At 31.7% G+C, this 15,193-nt stretch carries 13 protein-coding genes and 1 pseudogene; 1 reads left to right on the top strand and 13 read right to left on the bottom strand.

From position 1 onward, the window contains the following. Nucleotides 1-156 precede the first annotated feature (156 nt). The 9 genes from ABXT67_RS08225 to ABXT67_RS08185 form a co-directional block, all read right to left on the bottom strand. Nucleotides 157-549, bottom strand: a complete 393-nt coding sequence (locus tag ABXT67_RS08225; RefSeq protein WP_415376792.1) for a helix-turn-helix domain-containing protein — start codon at nt 547-549, stop codon at nt 157-159. Between the two features lie 272 nt (nt 550-821). After that, entirely contained in the window at nt 822-2,156 is a 1,335-nt protein-coding gene (locus tag ABXT67_RS08220; RefSeq protein ID WP_415376791.1) for a DUF2971 domain-containing protein, read from the bottom strand. Between the two features lie 140 nt (nt 2,157-2,296). Further along, nucleotides 2,297-2,509: a helix-turn-helix transcriptional regulator gene (locus tag ABXT67_RS08215; protein ID WP_415376790.1), complete on the bottom strand. Its 213-nt coding sequence runs from the start codon at nt 2,507-2,509 to the stop codon at nt 2,297-2,299. Beyond that, nucleotides 2,506-2,952 carry a hypothetical protein gene (locus ABXT67_RS08210; protein WP_415376789.1) on the bottom strand — a complete coding sequence of 149 codons (447 nt, stop codon included), beginning with the start codon at nt 2,950-2,952 and terminating at the stop codon, nt 2,506-2,508. The genes ABXT67_RS08215 and ABXT67_RS08210 overlap by 4 nt, the downstream gene beginning before the upstream one ends. Before the next feature lie 809 nt (nt 2,953-3,761). Then, nucleotides 3,762-4,385, bottom strand: a complete 624-nt coding sequence (locus ABXT67_RS08205) for a DUF998 domain-containing protein (protein WP_415376788.1) — start codon at nt 4,383-4,385, stop codon at nt 3,762-3,764. Between the two features lie 55 nt (nt 4,386-4,440). Next, nucleotides 4,441-4,635, bottom strand: a complete 195-nt coding sequence (locus ABXT67_RS08200; protein ID WP_415376787.1) for a hypothetical protein — start codon at nt 4,633-4,635, stop codon at nt 4,441-4,443. Between the two features lie 475 nt (nt 4,636-5,110). Further along, on the bottom strand, nt 5,111-6,790 hold the full coding sequence (locus ABXT67_RS08195) for a T9SS type A sorting domain-containing protein (protein WP_415376786.1): 1,680 nt from the start codon (nt 6,788-6,790) through the stop codon (nt 5,111-5,113). A gap of 102 nt (nt 6,791-6,892) precedes the next feature. Beyond that, nucleotides 6,893-8,374 carry a T9SS type A sorting domain-containing protein gene (locus ABXT67_RS08190; RefSeq protein ID WP_415376785.1) on the bottom strand — a complete coding sequence of 494 codons (1,482 nt, stop codon included), beginning with the start codon at nt 8,372-8,374 and terminating at the stop codon, nt 6,893-6,895. A 97-nt stretch (nt 8,375-8,471) separates the two neighbouring features. After that, nucleotides 8,472-10,100: a tetratricopeptide repeat protein gene (locus ABXT67_RS08185; RefSeq protein ID WP_415376784.1), complete on the bottom strand. Its 1,629-nt coding sequence runs from the start codon at nt 10,098-10,100 to the stop codon at nt 8,472-8,474. Nucleotides 10,101-10,455: 355 nt separating this feature from the next. Here ABXT67_RS08185 and ABXT67_RS08180 point away from each other — a divergent pair, with 355 nt between their 5' ends. Continuing rightward, complete coding sequence (locus ABXT67_RS08180; RefSeq protein ID WP_415376783.1) at nt 10,456-11,427, top strand: IS110 family transposase; 972 nt, start codon at nt 10,456-10,458, stop codon at nt 11,425-11,427. Between the two features lie 113 nt (nt 11,428-11,540). Here the strand turns inward: ABXT67_RS08180 and ABXT67_RS08175 are convergent. The 4 genes and pseudogenes from ABXT67_RS08175 to ABXT67_RS08160 all read right to left on the bottom strand — a co-directional run bounded on the left by ABXT67_RS08175 (nt 11,541) and on the right by ABXT67_RS08160 (nt 15,095). After that, nucleotides 11,541-11,880, bottom strand: a pseudogene (locus ABXT67_RS08175) (alpha-ketoglutarate-dependent dioxygenase AlkB). 470 nt (nt 11,881-12,350) lie between these two features. Beyond that, nucleotides 12,351-12,572: a helix-turn-helix transcriptional regulator gene (locus ABXT67_RS08170; RefSeq protein WP_415376782.1), complete on the bottom strand. Its 222-nt coding sequence runs from the start codon at nt 12,570-12,572 to the stop codon at nt 12,351-12,353. Continuing rightward, complete coding sequence (locus ABXT67_RS08165) at nt 12,569-13,018, bottom strand: hypothetical protein (RefSeq protein ID WP_415376781.1); 450 nt, start codon at nt 13,016-13,018, stop codon at nt 12,569-12,571. Before ABXT67_RS08165 ends, ABXT67_RS08170 begins: the two co-directional genes overlap by 4 nt. 802 nt (nt 13,019-13,820) lie before the next feature. Then, entirely contained in the window at nt 13,821-15,095 is a 1,275-nt protein-coding gene (locus tag ABXT67_RS08160; RefSeq protein WP_415376779.1) for an NAD(P)/FAD-dependent oxidoreductase, read from the bottom strand. Nucleotides 15,096-15,193: the final 98 nt, after the last annotated feature.

Raw genomic sequence — 15,193 nt, 5'->3', positions numbered from 1 at the left:
AAATTTAAAAATTGGCCTTCGCTATTGCAAAATCAGGAAGGCCATATGATGAAAAATTTGTTTCAACATTAGTCTAAAAAGACTTGTTTTTTAACTCATTTCTTTGTCCTACCTTTTTGCGATAATTTTTAACCATTTCAATAATTTTAGGATCGCTTATTTTTTTGATTTGTTGCGCTTTAAGTCTTTTGTAATAGGCTTGTTTACTAATCCCAAAACATCCATAGATCCACTTTGTTTTAAAAGGTTTTTCTTTTTTAGTGCTATCTCTTTTGCTAATGTTTTGGGTAAGGACTTTTTTGACATATCGACTCCAGTAATGATTTCCATATCTGCAATGATATCTTGCTGAAAGTCTTTTACAAACTCCAGTTGTTCAATACGTTCCTTAAGTTTTTTAATTTCATCTAGTTTACTCATACCAGTATTTTGTTGTACCAAGGTACTGTATTTTCTTAGCCAATAGGTAATGGTGGTTCTGGGAATGTCATATTTATTAGAAGCAAAGTTTGTAGTAATTTGTCCGTTTTGAATTTGGTCAACGACCAATAACTTGGTCTCTAAAGTTACTTTTTGATACTTTTTTTTTCTGCCAGTGTCCTTTTTGTGTTTTCATAAGTGACTATCATTAAATGTTTAATTTTTAGTCAACCTATTTCAGGAGAGTACAAGAGGGGAATTGCCTACAACGTGTTTGTATAAGGAGAGTTGCGTGGTTTAAGCAATGAAGTTAGTAAATAAAACACAAACCAAGAAAATCTGCGAAGATTTTCGTAAGTAGGCTTTTACCAGCAATTTTTTTTACACGGTGTTGTAGGTAGTTATTTTTTATCAAAAGGTTTCAATATTAGGAATATTCCATCCTCTGAACAATAATTTAAAACGCCATTTTCAATAACTTCAAAAAATTCTCCGTAATTATTCGGTTCATAATCATCATATCTTATTTTATCTTTTAATTCGGTTGATTTTAGTTTTTTTGAGGATTTACTTCCATCAAAATAATTAGTTTCTAAAATTAATTCGCCATCCAAATTTAGAAGCACCATACTTGAACTAGTATATGGTGTTTCATCAATCCACATTCCAATTGTTGCTCTTTTTTCATTTTTCAGTCCATTGATTAGGAACTTCTCCTGCTCAATAGTGAGACCATTAATAGAAGTTTTTAATTCTTTATCTTCAAAATTAGCTGTAGCCCAATAACCACTAACATCAGTAAAACCTTTAAGTCTAAAAGAAATAAAAAGTCTTTTTGGAATTCTGAACATATCATTTCTTAAAAGATGAGCAATCCAGTTCAATTGTTTTTCATTAATTTTAGATTCCAGTTCAATTTCGACCATTGCTTTTATTTCTCTAATATAAACTTTGCTAATAAATTTATATTTAATCGGATTCTGTCCAGTTTTTTCTGATGGTATTTCTTTAAGATAGGTATGTCTCTCTTTTGTTAAATCATTAACCTTGATAGCATCAAACTCATATGAATTATGTTTTTGAATTATTTGAAAGAACTGAATGTTTCTTCCTTTCAATCTGTCCATCATTAAATCTTTTTCAGATTCGTCCATATTTAGACCAAAATAGATTGATTTAAGACAATTAGGTTCGTATGGATGTTCTCCATAAAATCCAGTAACAATTCTATGTTCTTGTTCGTAATTCCATCTTTTCGATTTGTAGCCAGCTAATTTTTGTACGACTTGATGTCCTTTAGTATTATTTATATCACGAATTCCATATTCAGGTGGTTTTTTATTATAAATAACAGGAAAAGAAAATGTCTCAAATGCCTTATAACTATTTGCTAATAATTCTAAATCATATTCTATACAAAATCCTTTATGACTGTCTGCATAATGTGCCCAAAGTAACTCGTCTTTATAAGTCTTTGATAAAGAATATATTCCAATTCCTTTTTTCTTTACTTCAAATAAATTGTGAGCAGCTTTTTCAACTTCTAAAAACTGTTTAGATTTTTCTTTTCCGAATATTTTTGCAAAAGTTCTAGATTGAGATTTAAAAGGGGTAGTATTGATTAATGTTTCGCAAGGATCGTTTAAGTCATCAAATTTAGGTGACCAGTAGAAATTTTTTTCAAGAGACTTTAAATCTCTTTCGAAATTTGCTCCTCTATATTTATAGACTATCATTTTCTTTAATTACCTACAACGGTTGGTATAAGAATAGTAGCGGATTTCAAGGTACTTACCTTTCATTCTATTACCAAGCTTAGTTCAAAGATACTCACTTTGAATTTAGCACTAAAACCGCTATTATTTTTTATACAGTGTTATGCATTGGCTGTTTCATTTTCATCCAATTCAAAGAAGTCATTAACTGGTTTTTTAAATAGGCTTGAAAGTCTTAGTGATAGGACAGTTGAAGGTATATATCTATTTTTTTCAATTGAACTTATCGTTTGACGTGATACTCCAATTTTATTCGCAAGTTCTTCTTGTGTCAAGTCTAATATTGCTCTTTCAATCTTTAGTCGATTTTTCATTTATTCATTCGCTTTAAAAACTCAAAATAAAAGACTTGAACACTCAATAAAATCCATAATACTTGCCAATCTCCCATTCCCTGAAAATTTTCTTGTTGTTTTTCGAAAACTGTATTTGCTATATAAGAAAACAGAGGATTAGATAATGCAATTAGAACTCCTGCAATAAATGCAAAAGCATAAGATTGCATTCTTAAATTTGTTATTAATTCATCTTCTATTTTCTCTTTGGATATAGAAACAACTAATAACCCTAAAAGTATTCCATATTTTGCTGTTAGTGTTAAATCAATATTGTCTATTGATAATTTATTTGTGATTATAGTTGCTGTAGATAAAACAATGATGCCTATTCCAATTTTTTTAAATTTATTGGGTAACTGATACTTTTTCATTTTTTCAAGGCTTCTTCTTTCGCATTCCATTATTGATTTTACATTCATAATATTAATTTTACATTTTTATTAAACATTAAGTATATTTTCCATTAATATAAATATACTTTACATAAAGACAAATATACTTTACATTTATTAATAAAAAAAATGTTTTATTAATTATTTTATTTTTTGCCTAATTATTGAATTTTGGTTGTGTTTTTCGCTTATGCATAACATGTATATAAACACCATATGACGTTTATTTCTATTATATCATCACAAATCTAAAAGGTTTATGATGTTTTTATTAAAATTATTTCGTGCCACGTGCGTGCCGGCAGCTTTGTAATGTTTAAAAATACTCTTTATGCTATTTCTTTTATTACGGTTTCCCGTATTCACTCGAATTATTTTTTACAGGCAATGGTAAAAAAACCAATTGATGCACCAAGCACTCCCCCATCCTGTATAAAACACTCTTTAGTTTAACGCTTAGGGTATTGGTAGTGTTCTAGCTTTTGGTTTGTGTTTCTTGTATGCTGGATCATAAAAGGGGTTCCTTATTCGTAAATATAGAAGCATCGGAGTTTAATGTCAATAGGTATAAATACCTGATTTTGGTTTGCTTTTATTTAAATTTTACAGCAGTTGGTTTGTAGGGCATAGCACCCATTGCACTTTAGATCTACTCGTTTTGATAATTAAAATGCTAAATGTTTACTTATAATTTGAAATGAAGGTGGTTTTTCTTGAATGCACTGCGTTGTTCTATAAGATTAGTTGCGTCGTTTAAGCACGTAATTTAGCAAATAAAAACTGAATAGAAAATCCGAGAGGATTTTCGTAAGTAGAAGAGAACCAAGAAATTAATTTTATACGGTGTTAGTAACTGGGCTTTCTTTCCGATGATTGAAAAGTTTGATGCCTGTGTAAAATATCCATAAAAAATAAAAGAAAAACACAATTCTTTGTCCAAGAGCAGGGATGTTTGGAAATATAAATGCCCAACTACCAAATAATATTGTCAACCAAGTGAAAATTAATGTTGGTTTAATTGCCTGTTTCCAATATTCGCTTTTTCGCATTTGTTTTGGATAAGTAAAAGCTCCAATTAAAAAGAAAATATAACTACCAAAACTTCCAACTGAATGCAAAAGCATTGTCGTTGATTGTCGGTTGTCAAAATCGCTAGGAAATATTCCCGATACTGTCATAAATACACCGCTCAATAAAATTCCGTAAAGAGGCAATTTGCTTGATTTTGTGGAAGTGATATTTTTATAAAGTCCAATCGCATAAATAGAGATTAAAATTCCTGTAAGAATATAGCCAAAAGAATTCCAAAACCATTTATTTGATGCATCGAGCGAACCAAGTTCACTAATTGCTTTTGTAAACATTGAATATTCTGGACGAATTGATGACATAATTATATAGGTAGCCAAAAACACTATTGGCGTTACAATTCCGATTATACCATAAGATTTATTTGTCATTTTGTTTTTTGTGGTCAAAGGTATTGATAATAACAATTCCTAAATTTGACTTAAATCAAAAAGTTTCTTTTGTAGACCTGACCCTACTTAATGTTTCTTGTGTCATTCCTAAATGGGATGCCAACATTCCAAGTGGTACTCTTGGTAATATGTCTTTTGAGGATTTCTCAAAGAAATGGTAGCGTTCTTTTGCAGAGTTAAACTGAAGTGAGATGACACGCTCGGATTGTTCCAAAAAGAGTTTTGACATCAGCATTCTCCCAAATCTTTCCATTTCAGGAAAATCTTGAAAGCATTCTTCAAGGTCGGTTAATGAGATTTTAACGAGTTCAGTTTCTTCTATAGTTTGAATATGGAAATGGTCGGGAATGATTTTAAGAAAGCTATAAATCGAAGTGATCCATTCATTTTCTGCTGAAAAGTTGTCTGTTATTTCTTTGTCTCCTTTTTTGTAGTAAATTCTTGTAAGTCCTTTATTTATAAAATAAGTAGTTGAACAAATTCTTTGAGGTTTATGAAGGAAATAATTTTTAGGAAAAATTTCAATATGACAAATTGATTCAAGACGATTTTTCAGTTCGGTTGAAATAGGGATGAAATTTGTAATATGATTTATTAAATTTTCGATAAGGTTTGTTGGTTTTTAATTAACGCCAATGGTTTGTATAAGAAGCGTAGTCTGCCGATAGGGGACTATGATTACTTATACAATGTTGTCAAATCGTTTAATTTTTTATTAGTATAAAGGACCCTTTTTTATCTGTTGATTCAATTGACAGGATATATACACCTGCAGATTCATCTAATATTAAGTTTATTAACTGTCTGTGATAATATGTTTTAGTCTGAATTAATCTTCCAGATAAGTCAGTTATGTTGATGGTTATATTCTCAAGTATTCCCCCTAAATCTATTGAGAAATTACCACTTGTAGGATTGGGGTAGAGTAAAAGGTCTTTTCCAAAACCATTTTCAATTATCCCAAGACTAGTTATTAAGAAGCATGCGGAAGTGCCAATACAGCCATTATCATTAATGATAACAGCGTAATTGCCGTTTGCAGTTGCCTTAAATGTTTGAGCAGTACTACCTGCAATTTCAGAACCATCAGCACAGTCTATCCATTGATATGTAATGCCAGCTCCATTATTGTTAGCACTAAGTAAATTGTCTACTTGAGTAATAGTCAAATCCAAAGTGGTATTAAGATAGATTCTGGTTCTACTTAGGGTATGCATATTGTTTGGATCAAAATCATTGGTATTGCCCATAATTATAAGATCTATAAAATTGTCATTATTAAAATCTGCAGTTCCTATAGATGAACCATAAGCTCCAACCAAAGAGTCTAATAAGGAGAAGGTAGCATCTCCATTATTTTTATAAACAAAACTTACGACTCCATTCGCATTATTGCCACCAGCACCCGAACAAATAACATCTTTAGCCCCGTCATTATCTATGTCAACAAATATGCATTCTCCAGCAGTTACTGGTTCAAACGAAGAAGGGGACAGTTCCGTAAAGTTTCCAATTGAATCATTTATGTAAAGTCTAGTACTACCATCGTGATAGTTAATTAAGAGGTCCGTATCACCATCAGATTCTAAATCTGCATTTGAAATGGAATTTACACCAAGAGAGTCAAAAGATGAGTTAGTCGACATAGTATAATTTCCTTGGCTGTCGTTAATATAAAGTTTAACCGTTTTAGTCCCGCTAATTTCAGTACCAGCAACAATAGCATCTTGGTCATTATCATTATCAATATCGAATATTAAAACTTTACTGTACTCCACTCCGGTAAAAGTATTTCCCTGTAATTCGGTGAATATACCCGCCCCATTATTTTCCAAAATTATAGAGACAGGAGTCCCAAAATTTAAGTTAAAATTTTTTCCTGCCATTAAAATGTCAAGATCCCCATCACCGTCAAGATCTCCAAAATCAAAATCTCCATGATAAATAGGAGGAAAAGATGCTGTTATGTCTAAAGAAAAAACACCTAAACCATTATTTAGATATAGTTTGTTACTCGATGGGTTCAGGCCTGATATAAAAATATCTTGATCATTGTCATTATCTACATCTCCAAATTTCATAGATGTCACATCGGTACTAAAGGTAGAGTCATCTAGTATACTGAAATTTCCAAACCCATCGTTTTGGTAAAGAATGGTGTTTTTTATAAAAGATCCTATAGTCTCTGATCCTGAAATTATAAGGTCTTGATCCCCGTCATTATCAATGTCGGCAATATCAACTGCCCCAAAATGGGCAAATTGCAGAAGTGGATTTTGGTCTAATTCTGTATACGGAACGCATTGAGCTAAAGAAGTAAAAGATGTAAAAAGAATTATAAAAATTGATGAAGTTGTTTTGAAAAAAAAAAGTGTATGTTTCATAGTTAAAGTATAAATAATTAATCAGTGCATTGTCCTGAAATACGGCTAAAGCACAAAAGTTTCATTTAACCACCAACTTCTTGTAGGTGCTGTTAGCAAACGTTATTCTTTAGCAATCTTTGTATTTATGGTGTCATTATTTTGACTGAAAACTCTCAAGAGATAGATTCCGGACTGATAATTGGCAATATTAAGAGAGTATATATCAGAATTCAAATCCGTTTTAAAAATTAGACTACCGGTCATACTATATAGTTCTATTTTTAAAAGCGGGTCTTTATTTGAACGTATATTTATAAAATCATTTGATGGATTTGGATATAAACTTATGGTGGATGCTAAATCAATTGTAGGAATTGATAACACTGTTGATAAGTCGAATACCCTTACATGACCTGAAAAGTTACCATTACCATCATTAGATTTGCCGCCAATAGCCACAATACTTCCATCAGCCGAAATATCTACCGAATAGCCTGATTCATCAGAAGCAGCCTCTCCGTTAATATCTTCGCCCATTTGTGTCCAAACTCCACCTAAATTTTGAAAAATTCTAACATGGCCCGAATTAAATCCATTGCCATCATTCCATACAGCGCCAATAGCAATAATATTTCCGCTTGCGGACAGCGCTATCGACCAGCCAGAAAAATCATCCGTTGCTTCCCCATTTATATCTTCACCTATTTGTGTCCAGACGCCTCCTATATTTTCAAAAATTCGTACATGTCCCGAATTAGACCCATTGGCGTTGCTACCCGCTGAACTTATAGCCACTATATTTCCAACTTCAGACAATGCAACTCTAAAACCTGCATCCTCAAATTCGGTTACCCCATTTATATCTTGACCCAGCTGGGTCCAAATGCCACCTAGGTTTTCATATATTTTGACCTCACCTGTATTTGTGCCATTCTCGTCATTTTGCGAGGCTCCAATGGCTACTATATTTCCCTCCCCATTTAGTGCTACTGAATTACCTAGTCGCCCTTGTTCCTGTTCCCCTTCAATATCTTGACCTATTTGTATCCAAGCCCCACCTACATTTTTAAAAACTTTAACATATCCAGTATTCTCACTATTTCCATCGCCACGCGGCGCTCCTATAGCTATTATACTGCCATCGTTTGATAATGATATACTAGTAGCTGATAAATCTTGAAAATTTTCGCCTTCAATATCTTCACCTATTTGTGTCCAGGTACCAGATATATTTTCATATATCTCCACTTGACCCCTCCAGGAATTATTTAAATCAGAACCAATGGCAACTATGCCTCCATCCGCAGATAGTGCCAATGACCATCCTGACCTATCGTTCGGGGCCTCTCCGGCAATATCTTCGCCTATTTTTGTCCACGTACCGCCTACATTTTCATATACTCTTACATGACCGGATCTATTACCGCCATCATCATTTTCAATAGCACCAATAGCTACGATGTTACCATTTGCGGAGGTAGCTACTGTATGACCCGAAAAGTCATCTGTATTTTCTCCATCTATGTCATTACCTATTTGTACTTGACTATAGCCTGTTAATCCCAATGTTAGTATTGCGATTGTTAAAATAATTTTTTCCATAGCAATTTTTTTAATTTGATTCAAATATGAGAAAATTGACGAATATAGTCTTCACGCCTGAGTGTGAAAACACATAAAAAACGGATGCATATGAAATTTAAGCAATCTTGTTTGAATTATTTGAAATTTTAATTGCTTCTAACAATAATGAAATCTTTTTGTATTTAGATTCTTTAATATTGAAATACTCATACATCCTGCGAAGCGAAGAACCAATTCCATCCACGCTCATAAAAACTTTCTCAGCGATTTCTATATTGGTAATTACGGGATCTTCTAATAATACATTTAATACTGTCCAATCGGTTTCATTTAATTTTCTGTTAATAGCACGCTCAATTTTTTCTCTATTCAATTCAAACTTATTCGAATCTACTATTAATCCCTTATTTGCATTGTTTTTAAGCTTCTCTATTTCATTTAATAGTAATTCTCTTTTTGCTTGATTTTTTTTGATTTTAGATCTAAAATAGAATACCACGCTAAATATTATTAGAGCAGCTGCTATTGTTATGGTATACGTTTTTTTTAGTTGTAAGACTTTGAGTGCTGCTTTTTCTTTTTCGCTTTTTAGATTATTTTTATATAGTTTGCTATCATATTCGTTCTGAATAGCTTCTCTAATTACGACAATTTTATTTTTTTCTATTTGAACACTATCGCTGTAAACAATATATTGTTCGTTCATAGAAAGTGATAAACTATAATTTCTTTTGGCTTTGTAGCATTTATAGAGCAGGTTATATATATCAGCCTTTAATTGGTTTATAGTTTCTGATTGAACTAGTTTTAAAATTTCTTCAGCTTGTTTTATCGCCTCATCTACTAGGTTTGATTCATATATTAAATTCGCTTTTAAGGTAAGTCGTTGAATGATTCTTGAGGTATTTTTTATTTCATAATCGATGACCAAGCTTTTTTCTATATAGTCGTAAGCCTTTTCTGGTTGATTTAATTTATGATACGATTTTGAAATAAGGAAATAGCAGTCTGCAGTAGAAAATTTGTTGTTCTTACTAATCAAGAGTTCCAGGGCTTTTTTTGAAAGTTCTATGGCTAAATAGTATTCTGCTTTGTTATAATAAACCTTACCTATTTCTAAAAAAGTACCTCCAGTTTCTTTTTCTTTATTTAATTTTTGATTTAACTCCAGTGATTTGTTTAAATAAGTAAGGGCGACATCGTAAATGTCTAAAGCATTATAAATAACACCAAGATTATGTAGCATACGAGCTTCTCCAGTCTTTTGGCCTTGTTTTCTAAAAATCTCTAAGGAGGAGTTAAAATATCGAACAGCTTCCTGATATTTTTTTTCTTCTCCATAAATATTACCAATATTTGAATACAATGTTGCCAATGTTAGAGGCTCATCCAATTGTTCATAAAGTTTTATGGACTGCATCAAAAATTCCATTGACTTCTTGGTGTCTCCTTTTATATAATAGGCATATGATTTTTCATTTAAAGCTTTTGCCATTTCCTTTATGAATTTCTTTTCTTTAGCTAGATCATAATGATAATTTATTAAAACCAAAACTGAATCTGGCTGGGCATATGTGTTAGTTAGGTAATACGTGTTAATGGCTTTAAATCTTATGGAATCAGATTTTTTTTCATCTTCCAAAATATTTCTTAAAGAATCAATTTGAGAATAACCATTGGAGAAAGTTATGCACACTATGAGAAAAAATATTATTTTAAAATTTGGTTTTTCAAATTGCTGCATTCAAGGAATTTAAGTTGTTGCCAACGTTGTTGTATATGGTTTGTTGCGTGTTTCAAGCAACTAATTTAGTAAATAAATCACAGATAGAAAGTCCGCGAGGACTTTCGTAAATTGGCTAAAACCAAGCAATTAATTATACACGGCTTAAGTTTACAATTCATTAAATTTAGATATAAATCAGAAAGCACCAAAGAGAGGAATAAGGTTATTATACACGCAGAGACTAAGATCTCGTCAACATTGAAAATCCCCTCTCTTTTCTACACAGATTTCGTACAGTTGTATGAGGCTTTTAGACCTCGATTTTAAGTCGTTGAAACTCGCGTAGTATGTACTTTCAAAAAAACATTTTATTATGATTAAAGATATTAAATATTTTGGAATTGACATTAGCTATTTAGTGTTTGATGTTACCGATTCAAATGGTAATTACTATCAGTTTAAAAACAATGCATCAGGCTTTAAGAAGTTTACAAAACTCTTAGATATTAATAGTCATTGTGTGATGGAAGCTACAGGTTATTACCACTATCAACTAGCTTACCATTTACTAGAATTTGGCATAAAAGTATCGGTAGAAAACCCTTTGTCAGTAAAACGTTTTATCCAGATGAAGTTGTCAAAAATCAAGACAGATAAGAGCGATTCAAAACTTATTTGTGAGTATGCTCAGAAGGTAGATCTAAAACTGTGGAAGGGCAACACTAAGGATGAAATGGAATGTCTTCAAATCACCAGAGCACTATCTGTATACACAAAACAGAGCACTATGTTAAAAAACAAATTACATGGAGAAGCTGTTTTAGGAGCGCCAAGTAAAGCAGTTGTAAGGTCCTTAAAACGGAGTTTAACACAGCTTAAAAAAGAGATGAAAGCTTTAGAGGATAAGTTGCTGGTTTTGGTAAAACGAGCACATCAAGACCTATTAACTCGTTTAAAAACTATTCCAGGCATTGGACCTAAAACATCCATTATGTTAGTGGTTTTAACAGGTGGTTTTGATCGGTTTACAAGTGCAGCAGAACTATGCAGTTACGCTGGTCTAACACCAGTGATTAGGCAAAGTGGAAGTAGTGTAAAAGGACGACCTCGAATAAGTAAAATAGGGAATCAAAAACTTCGTAATTTATTATTTATGTGCAGTTTTAATGCTTGTAAATACAACAAAGCTTGCAGAGATCTTTACGAGCGAATAGTGGCCAAAGGGAAGAGTAAGAAATTAGCACTTATTGCGGTGTGCAATAAGCTCTTAAAACAGGCCTTTGCTATTGCTAAATCAGGGTTGATATATGATAAAGAATATAAAAGTACTCTAGTGAGAAATTAATGAGTTTTTACTTGTTTTTAGCCACAGTACTTTGTTGTGGGGCGTATTCAATAATTCTCAATTTAAACTTCTCTCCAAAGTTTTCTTATACAATATAGATTTAGAGATCAATTTTAGAATCCATATTTCCTAAAAGTTAAATTAATTCTTGGCTTTTTACAATTTGAATCTAGTGGTAAGGCATGTTCATATCGATCTTGGCATCCCTCTCCCATAATTAATAAACTCCCATTTTTCAATAGGATTTCATGTACTTTTCTTGGTTCGTTTTTCTCTCAAATGGAATATTCTTTCCTCACCAATACTTACCGACGCAATATTAGTAGTATCACCAAATGCAACTGAGTCAGAATGATAATCAACGCCTGTATTTCCATCTGGATAGTAGATACAAACACATGTTTCAAATTTATGTCCGGTAAAACTTTCTATACGATCTTTTACGAATGTCATTTTATCTGACCATATTTGGTTTGGTCCCCATATTGATTTTGGAAATCTCTTTTCTGCAAATAAATTTCTGTCAATGAACATCATCTTACCATAGTTTTCTTGATATTGTTCTCCATTTGCCAAAACCAAAGTAAACTTGCTAGTAAGTTTATTGTAAGTCAATAAATCATTGTAGAGTTCGATAGATTCAGATATTTTCAAAAATGAATCAAAATATTCAGCCGTACAGTTTAAATCTAATTTCATTTCTTCAGCTTAACTTTTCATGTATTATTTGTTTCCTATTTGAAACTATAATGTAATCATTCAACTGTCTGTTCGTTGAATTCTCACTACGCTTTTATGATATGCACCACAACGTTTATGTATAAGAATAGTTGCGTGTTTCAGCCACTAATTTAGCAAAAATGGAACGAACCTGAGGAAAATCTGCAGGATTTTCCAAGTAAGCTCGAACCAAGCAATTATTTTTACACGGTGTTAGGCATAGGCATTTCGCTATCTTCTAATTCGAAAAAGTCATTAACAGGTTTTCCGAAAAGACTTGAAAGTCTTAATGCCAGAACAGTTGATGGAACATATCTATTCTTTTCAATTGAACTAATAGTTTGACGTGATACTCCTATTTTATTTGCAAGTTTATCCTGTGTTAACTCAAGTATTGCTCTTTCAATTTTTAACCGATTTTTCATTTGTTCATTCGCTTTAAAAATTCAAAATAAAAAACTTGAACACTTAATAAAATCCATAATATTTCCCAATCTCCAACGTCTTGAAAATTTTCTTGCTGTCTTTGTGAAATAAAATTTGCAATATAATTAAATAATGGGTTTGTTAACAAAGTTATAATAACACCAGCAATAAAAGCAAAAGTATAAGATTGCATTCTTAAGGATGTTATTAGTTCATCTTCTATTTTTTCTTTTGAAATTGAAACGATTAATAATCCTACTAATATTCCATATTTGGCTGTTAGTTTTACGTCGATATTTTCAATTGAAAATTTATTGACGAAAAATGCTACTAATGATATTACAATAATTACTATTCCGATTTTTTTAAATCTGTTTGGTAATTGATACCGTTTCATCTTTTCCAGACTTTTTCTTTCACATTCCATAAATGACTTTACATTCATAATTTATATTTTAAACATTATACAATAAGTAAACTTTACGCAAATATAAAAATATTTTCCAATATGTTAAATAAACTTTACATTATTAATTAAAAAAATATTAATATTATTGGTTCGGTTATCTAATTCGTTCGTTTTTTTTCTGCTTATGCCTAACATGTATATAAACCCCATATGACGTTTATTTCTATTATATCATCACAAAGCTAAAAGGTTTATGATGTTTTTATTAAAATTATTTCTTGCCACCTGCGTGCCCGCAGCTTTGTAATGTTTAAAAATACTCTTTATGCTATTTGTTTTATTACGTTTTCCCGTATTCACGCTAATTATTTTTTACAGGCGATGGTAAAAAAACCAATTTATGCACTAAGCACTCCCCCAACCTGTCTAAAACGCTCTTTAGTTTACCGCTGAGAGTATTGGTAGTGTTTCAGCCTAGTTTGTGTTTCTTGTATGCTAGATCATAAAAGGGCTTCCATATTCGTAAATATAGAAGCATTGGAGTTTAATATCAATAGGTATAAGTACCTGATTTTGGTTTGCTTTTATTTAAATTTTACAGCAGTTGGTTTGTAGGGGTAAAAACATAGAACAAAGGGTGCAGAGATCTTTATGAGCCTATTGTCGCCAAAGGAAAAAGTAAAAAACCAGCATTCATTGCGGTTTGTAACAAGCTTTTGCAATTGCAAAATCAGGATTAATAGATGAGGATACTTACAGAAGTACTTTAGTGAAAAATTAATGAATTTTTACTTGTTTTTTTACCACAGTACTTTGTTGTGGTGCGGTTTTTATCTGTTCAATTATTATTTTTGCTATTAGGTTTTATAATCATTCTAAAAGATTGGTCTTTATAAATATAATATCCCAACCAGTTATATAGAGCTCTTAATTTACTCTTGAAATTGACAAGTCCCATAATATGAACAAAAATCCAGATGAGCCAAGATAAAAAGCCACTCATAGCATATTTTTGGTTTGGAAAATCTAATACGGCTTTATTTCTTCCGATAATAGCCAAAGAACCTTTGTCTTTGTAGCCAAAAGCTTTCCATACTTCTTGATTTTTTAATAAATTCTCTGCTAAGTTTTTTGCCTGTTGTATTGCGGGTTGCGCCACCTGCGGATGCCCGTCAGGATAATTTTTATCTCCATCTATTAAAGCACAATCTCCTAAAGCATAAATATTGTCAGATAAATAAACCTTATTAAACTGATCTGTTTTTAATCTTTTACCCTGTCCAAAACTATCTGGATGAAAACCTTCAAATACTTTGGCCTGCACTCCTGCCGCCCAAATTAAATTTTTAGTATCAATGCTCTTTCCGTTAGATAACTGTACACTTTCACCATCAAAATCTTCAACAAAAGTATCCATTAAAAGATGCACTCCATAAGCAGCCAACTTTTTAGCAGCATATTTCTGAGCATGCAGTGACATGGATGACAAAACCGCTTTTTGACCGTCGACTAAATAAATTTCTCCAAGTTCTTCTTCTTTTAACTCTGGATAATCTTTCATAATTACAGAGCCACTCAACTCTGCTATAATTCCAGAAAGCTCTACCCCTGTTGGTCCTGCGCCAGCAATTACAAAAGTTAGGTATTTTTTTCTTTCCGCTGCATTCTCAATTCTTGTTGCTAAGTCTAAACGTGTTAAAATGGTATTTCGCAGTGACAAGGCGTCACTTATTGTTTTCATTGGTAAGCATTTTTCTTCGATATTTTTATTGCCAAAGTAATTTGTTTCTGTACCTGTTGCCATGATTAAAAAATCATATGACAACTCGCCATTATTTAGAATTATTTTGTTCTCGTCGGGCACTACTTTTTCAAGAGAACCAAGTCTAAAACGTACGTTTTTAAAATTACGAAGAATTTTACGAAAAGGATAGCTAATTGCTGATGGCTCCATGAAACCACTAGAAACTTGATATATTAATGGTGCAAAAAAATTATAGTTGTTGCTGTCCACTAAAATAATATCGTATTTTTTTGAATTCCCTAAGCGTTTGATAAGCTCTAATCCCGCAAAGCCCCCACCAATAATAATAATTTTTTTACGTAAATCCATGTTCTTTAGAAAATAGTTGTTTTTAACGGTTAGTATAAGAATAGTAAGGGATTAAAGACGCACTTACTTTCAGGTTTAGTACTTAGCCAAATTTATAA

Origin of the sequence: Patiriisocius sp. Uisw_017, assembly GCF_047731265.1 — a bacterium.
In the GTDB taxonomy this organism is placed as follows: Bacteria; Bacteroidota; Bacteroidia; order Flavobacteriales; family Flavobacteriaceae; genus Patiriisocius.
The sequence above is the reverse complement of the archived record's forward strand: the minus strand, read 5'-3'. Positions and strand labels throughout refer to the sequence as shown.

What these genes read in the sequence shown, in the direction of transcription:
- ABXT67_RS08165 (WP_415376781.1), bottom strand. Translation starts at nt 13,018, where the DNA reads ATGAATGTAAAGTCATTTATGGAATGTGAAAGAAAAAGTCTGGAAAAG.
- ABXT67_RS08195 (WP_415376786.1), bottom strand. Translation starts at nt 6,790, where the DNA reads ATGAAACATACACTTTTTTTTTTCAAAACAACTTCATCAATTTTTATA.
- ABXT67_RS08185 (WP_415376784.1), bottom strand. Translation starts at nt 10,100, where the DNA reads ATGCAGCAATTTGAAAAACCAAATTTTAAAATAATATTTTTTCTCATA.
- ABXT67_RS08180 (WP_415376783.1), top strand. Translation starts at nt 10,456, where the DNA reads ATGATTAAAGATATTAAATATTTTGGAATTGACATTAGCTATTTAGTG.
- ABXT67_RS08220 (WP_415376791.1), bottom strand. Translation starts at nt 2,156, where the DNA reads ATGATAGTCTATAAATATAGAGGAGCAAATTTCGAAAGAGATTTAAAG.
- ABXT67_RS08170 (WP_415376782.1), bottom strand. Translation starts at nt 12,572, where the DNA reads ATGAAAAATCGGTTAAAAATTGAAAGAGCAATACTTGAGTTAACACAG.
- ABXT67_RS08215 (WP_415376790.1), bottom strand. Translation starts at nt 2,509, where the DNA reads ATGAAAAATCGACTAAAGATTGAAAGAGCAATATTAGACTTGACACAA.
- ABXT67_RS08210 (WP_415376789.1), bottom strand. Translation starts at nt 2,952, where the DNA reads ATGAATGTAAAATCAATAATGGAATGCGAAAGAAGAAGCCTTGAAAAA.
- ABXT67_RS08205 (WP_415376788.1), bottom strand. Translation starts at nt 4,385, where the DNA reads ATGACAAATAAATCTTATGGTATAATCGGAATTGTAACGCCAATAGTG.
- ABXT67_RS08200 (WP_415376787.1), bottom strand. Translation starts at nt 4,635, where the DNA reads ATGTCAAAACTCTTTTTGGAACAATCCGAGCGTGTCATCTCACTTCAG.
- ABXT67_RS08160 (WP_415376779.1), bottom strand. Translation starts at nt 15,095, where the DNA reads ATGGATTTACGTAAAAAAATTATTATTATTGGTGGGGGCTTTGCGGGA.
- ABXT67_RS08190 (WP_415376785.1), bottom strand. Translation starts at nt 8,374, where the DNA reads ATGGAAAAAATTATTTTAACAATCGCAATACTAACATTGGGATTAACA.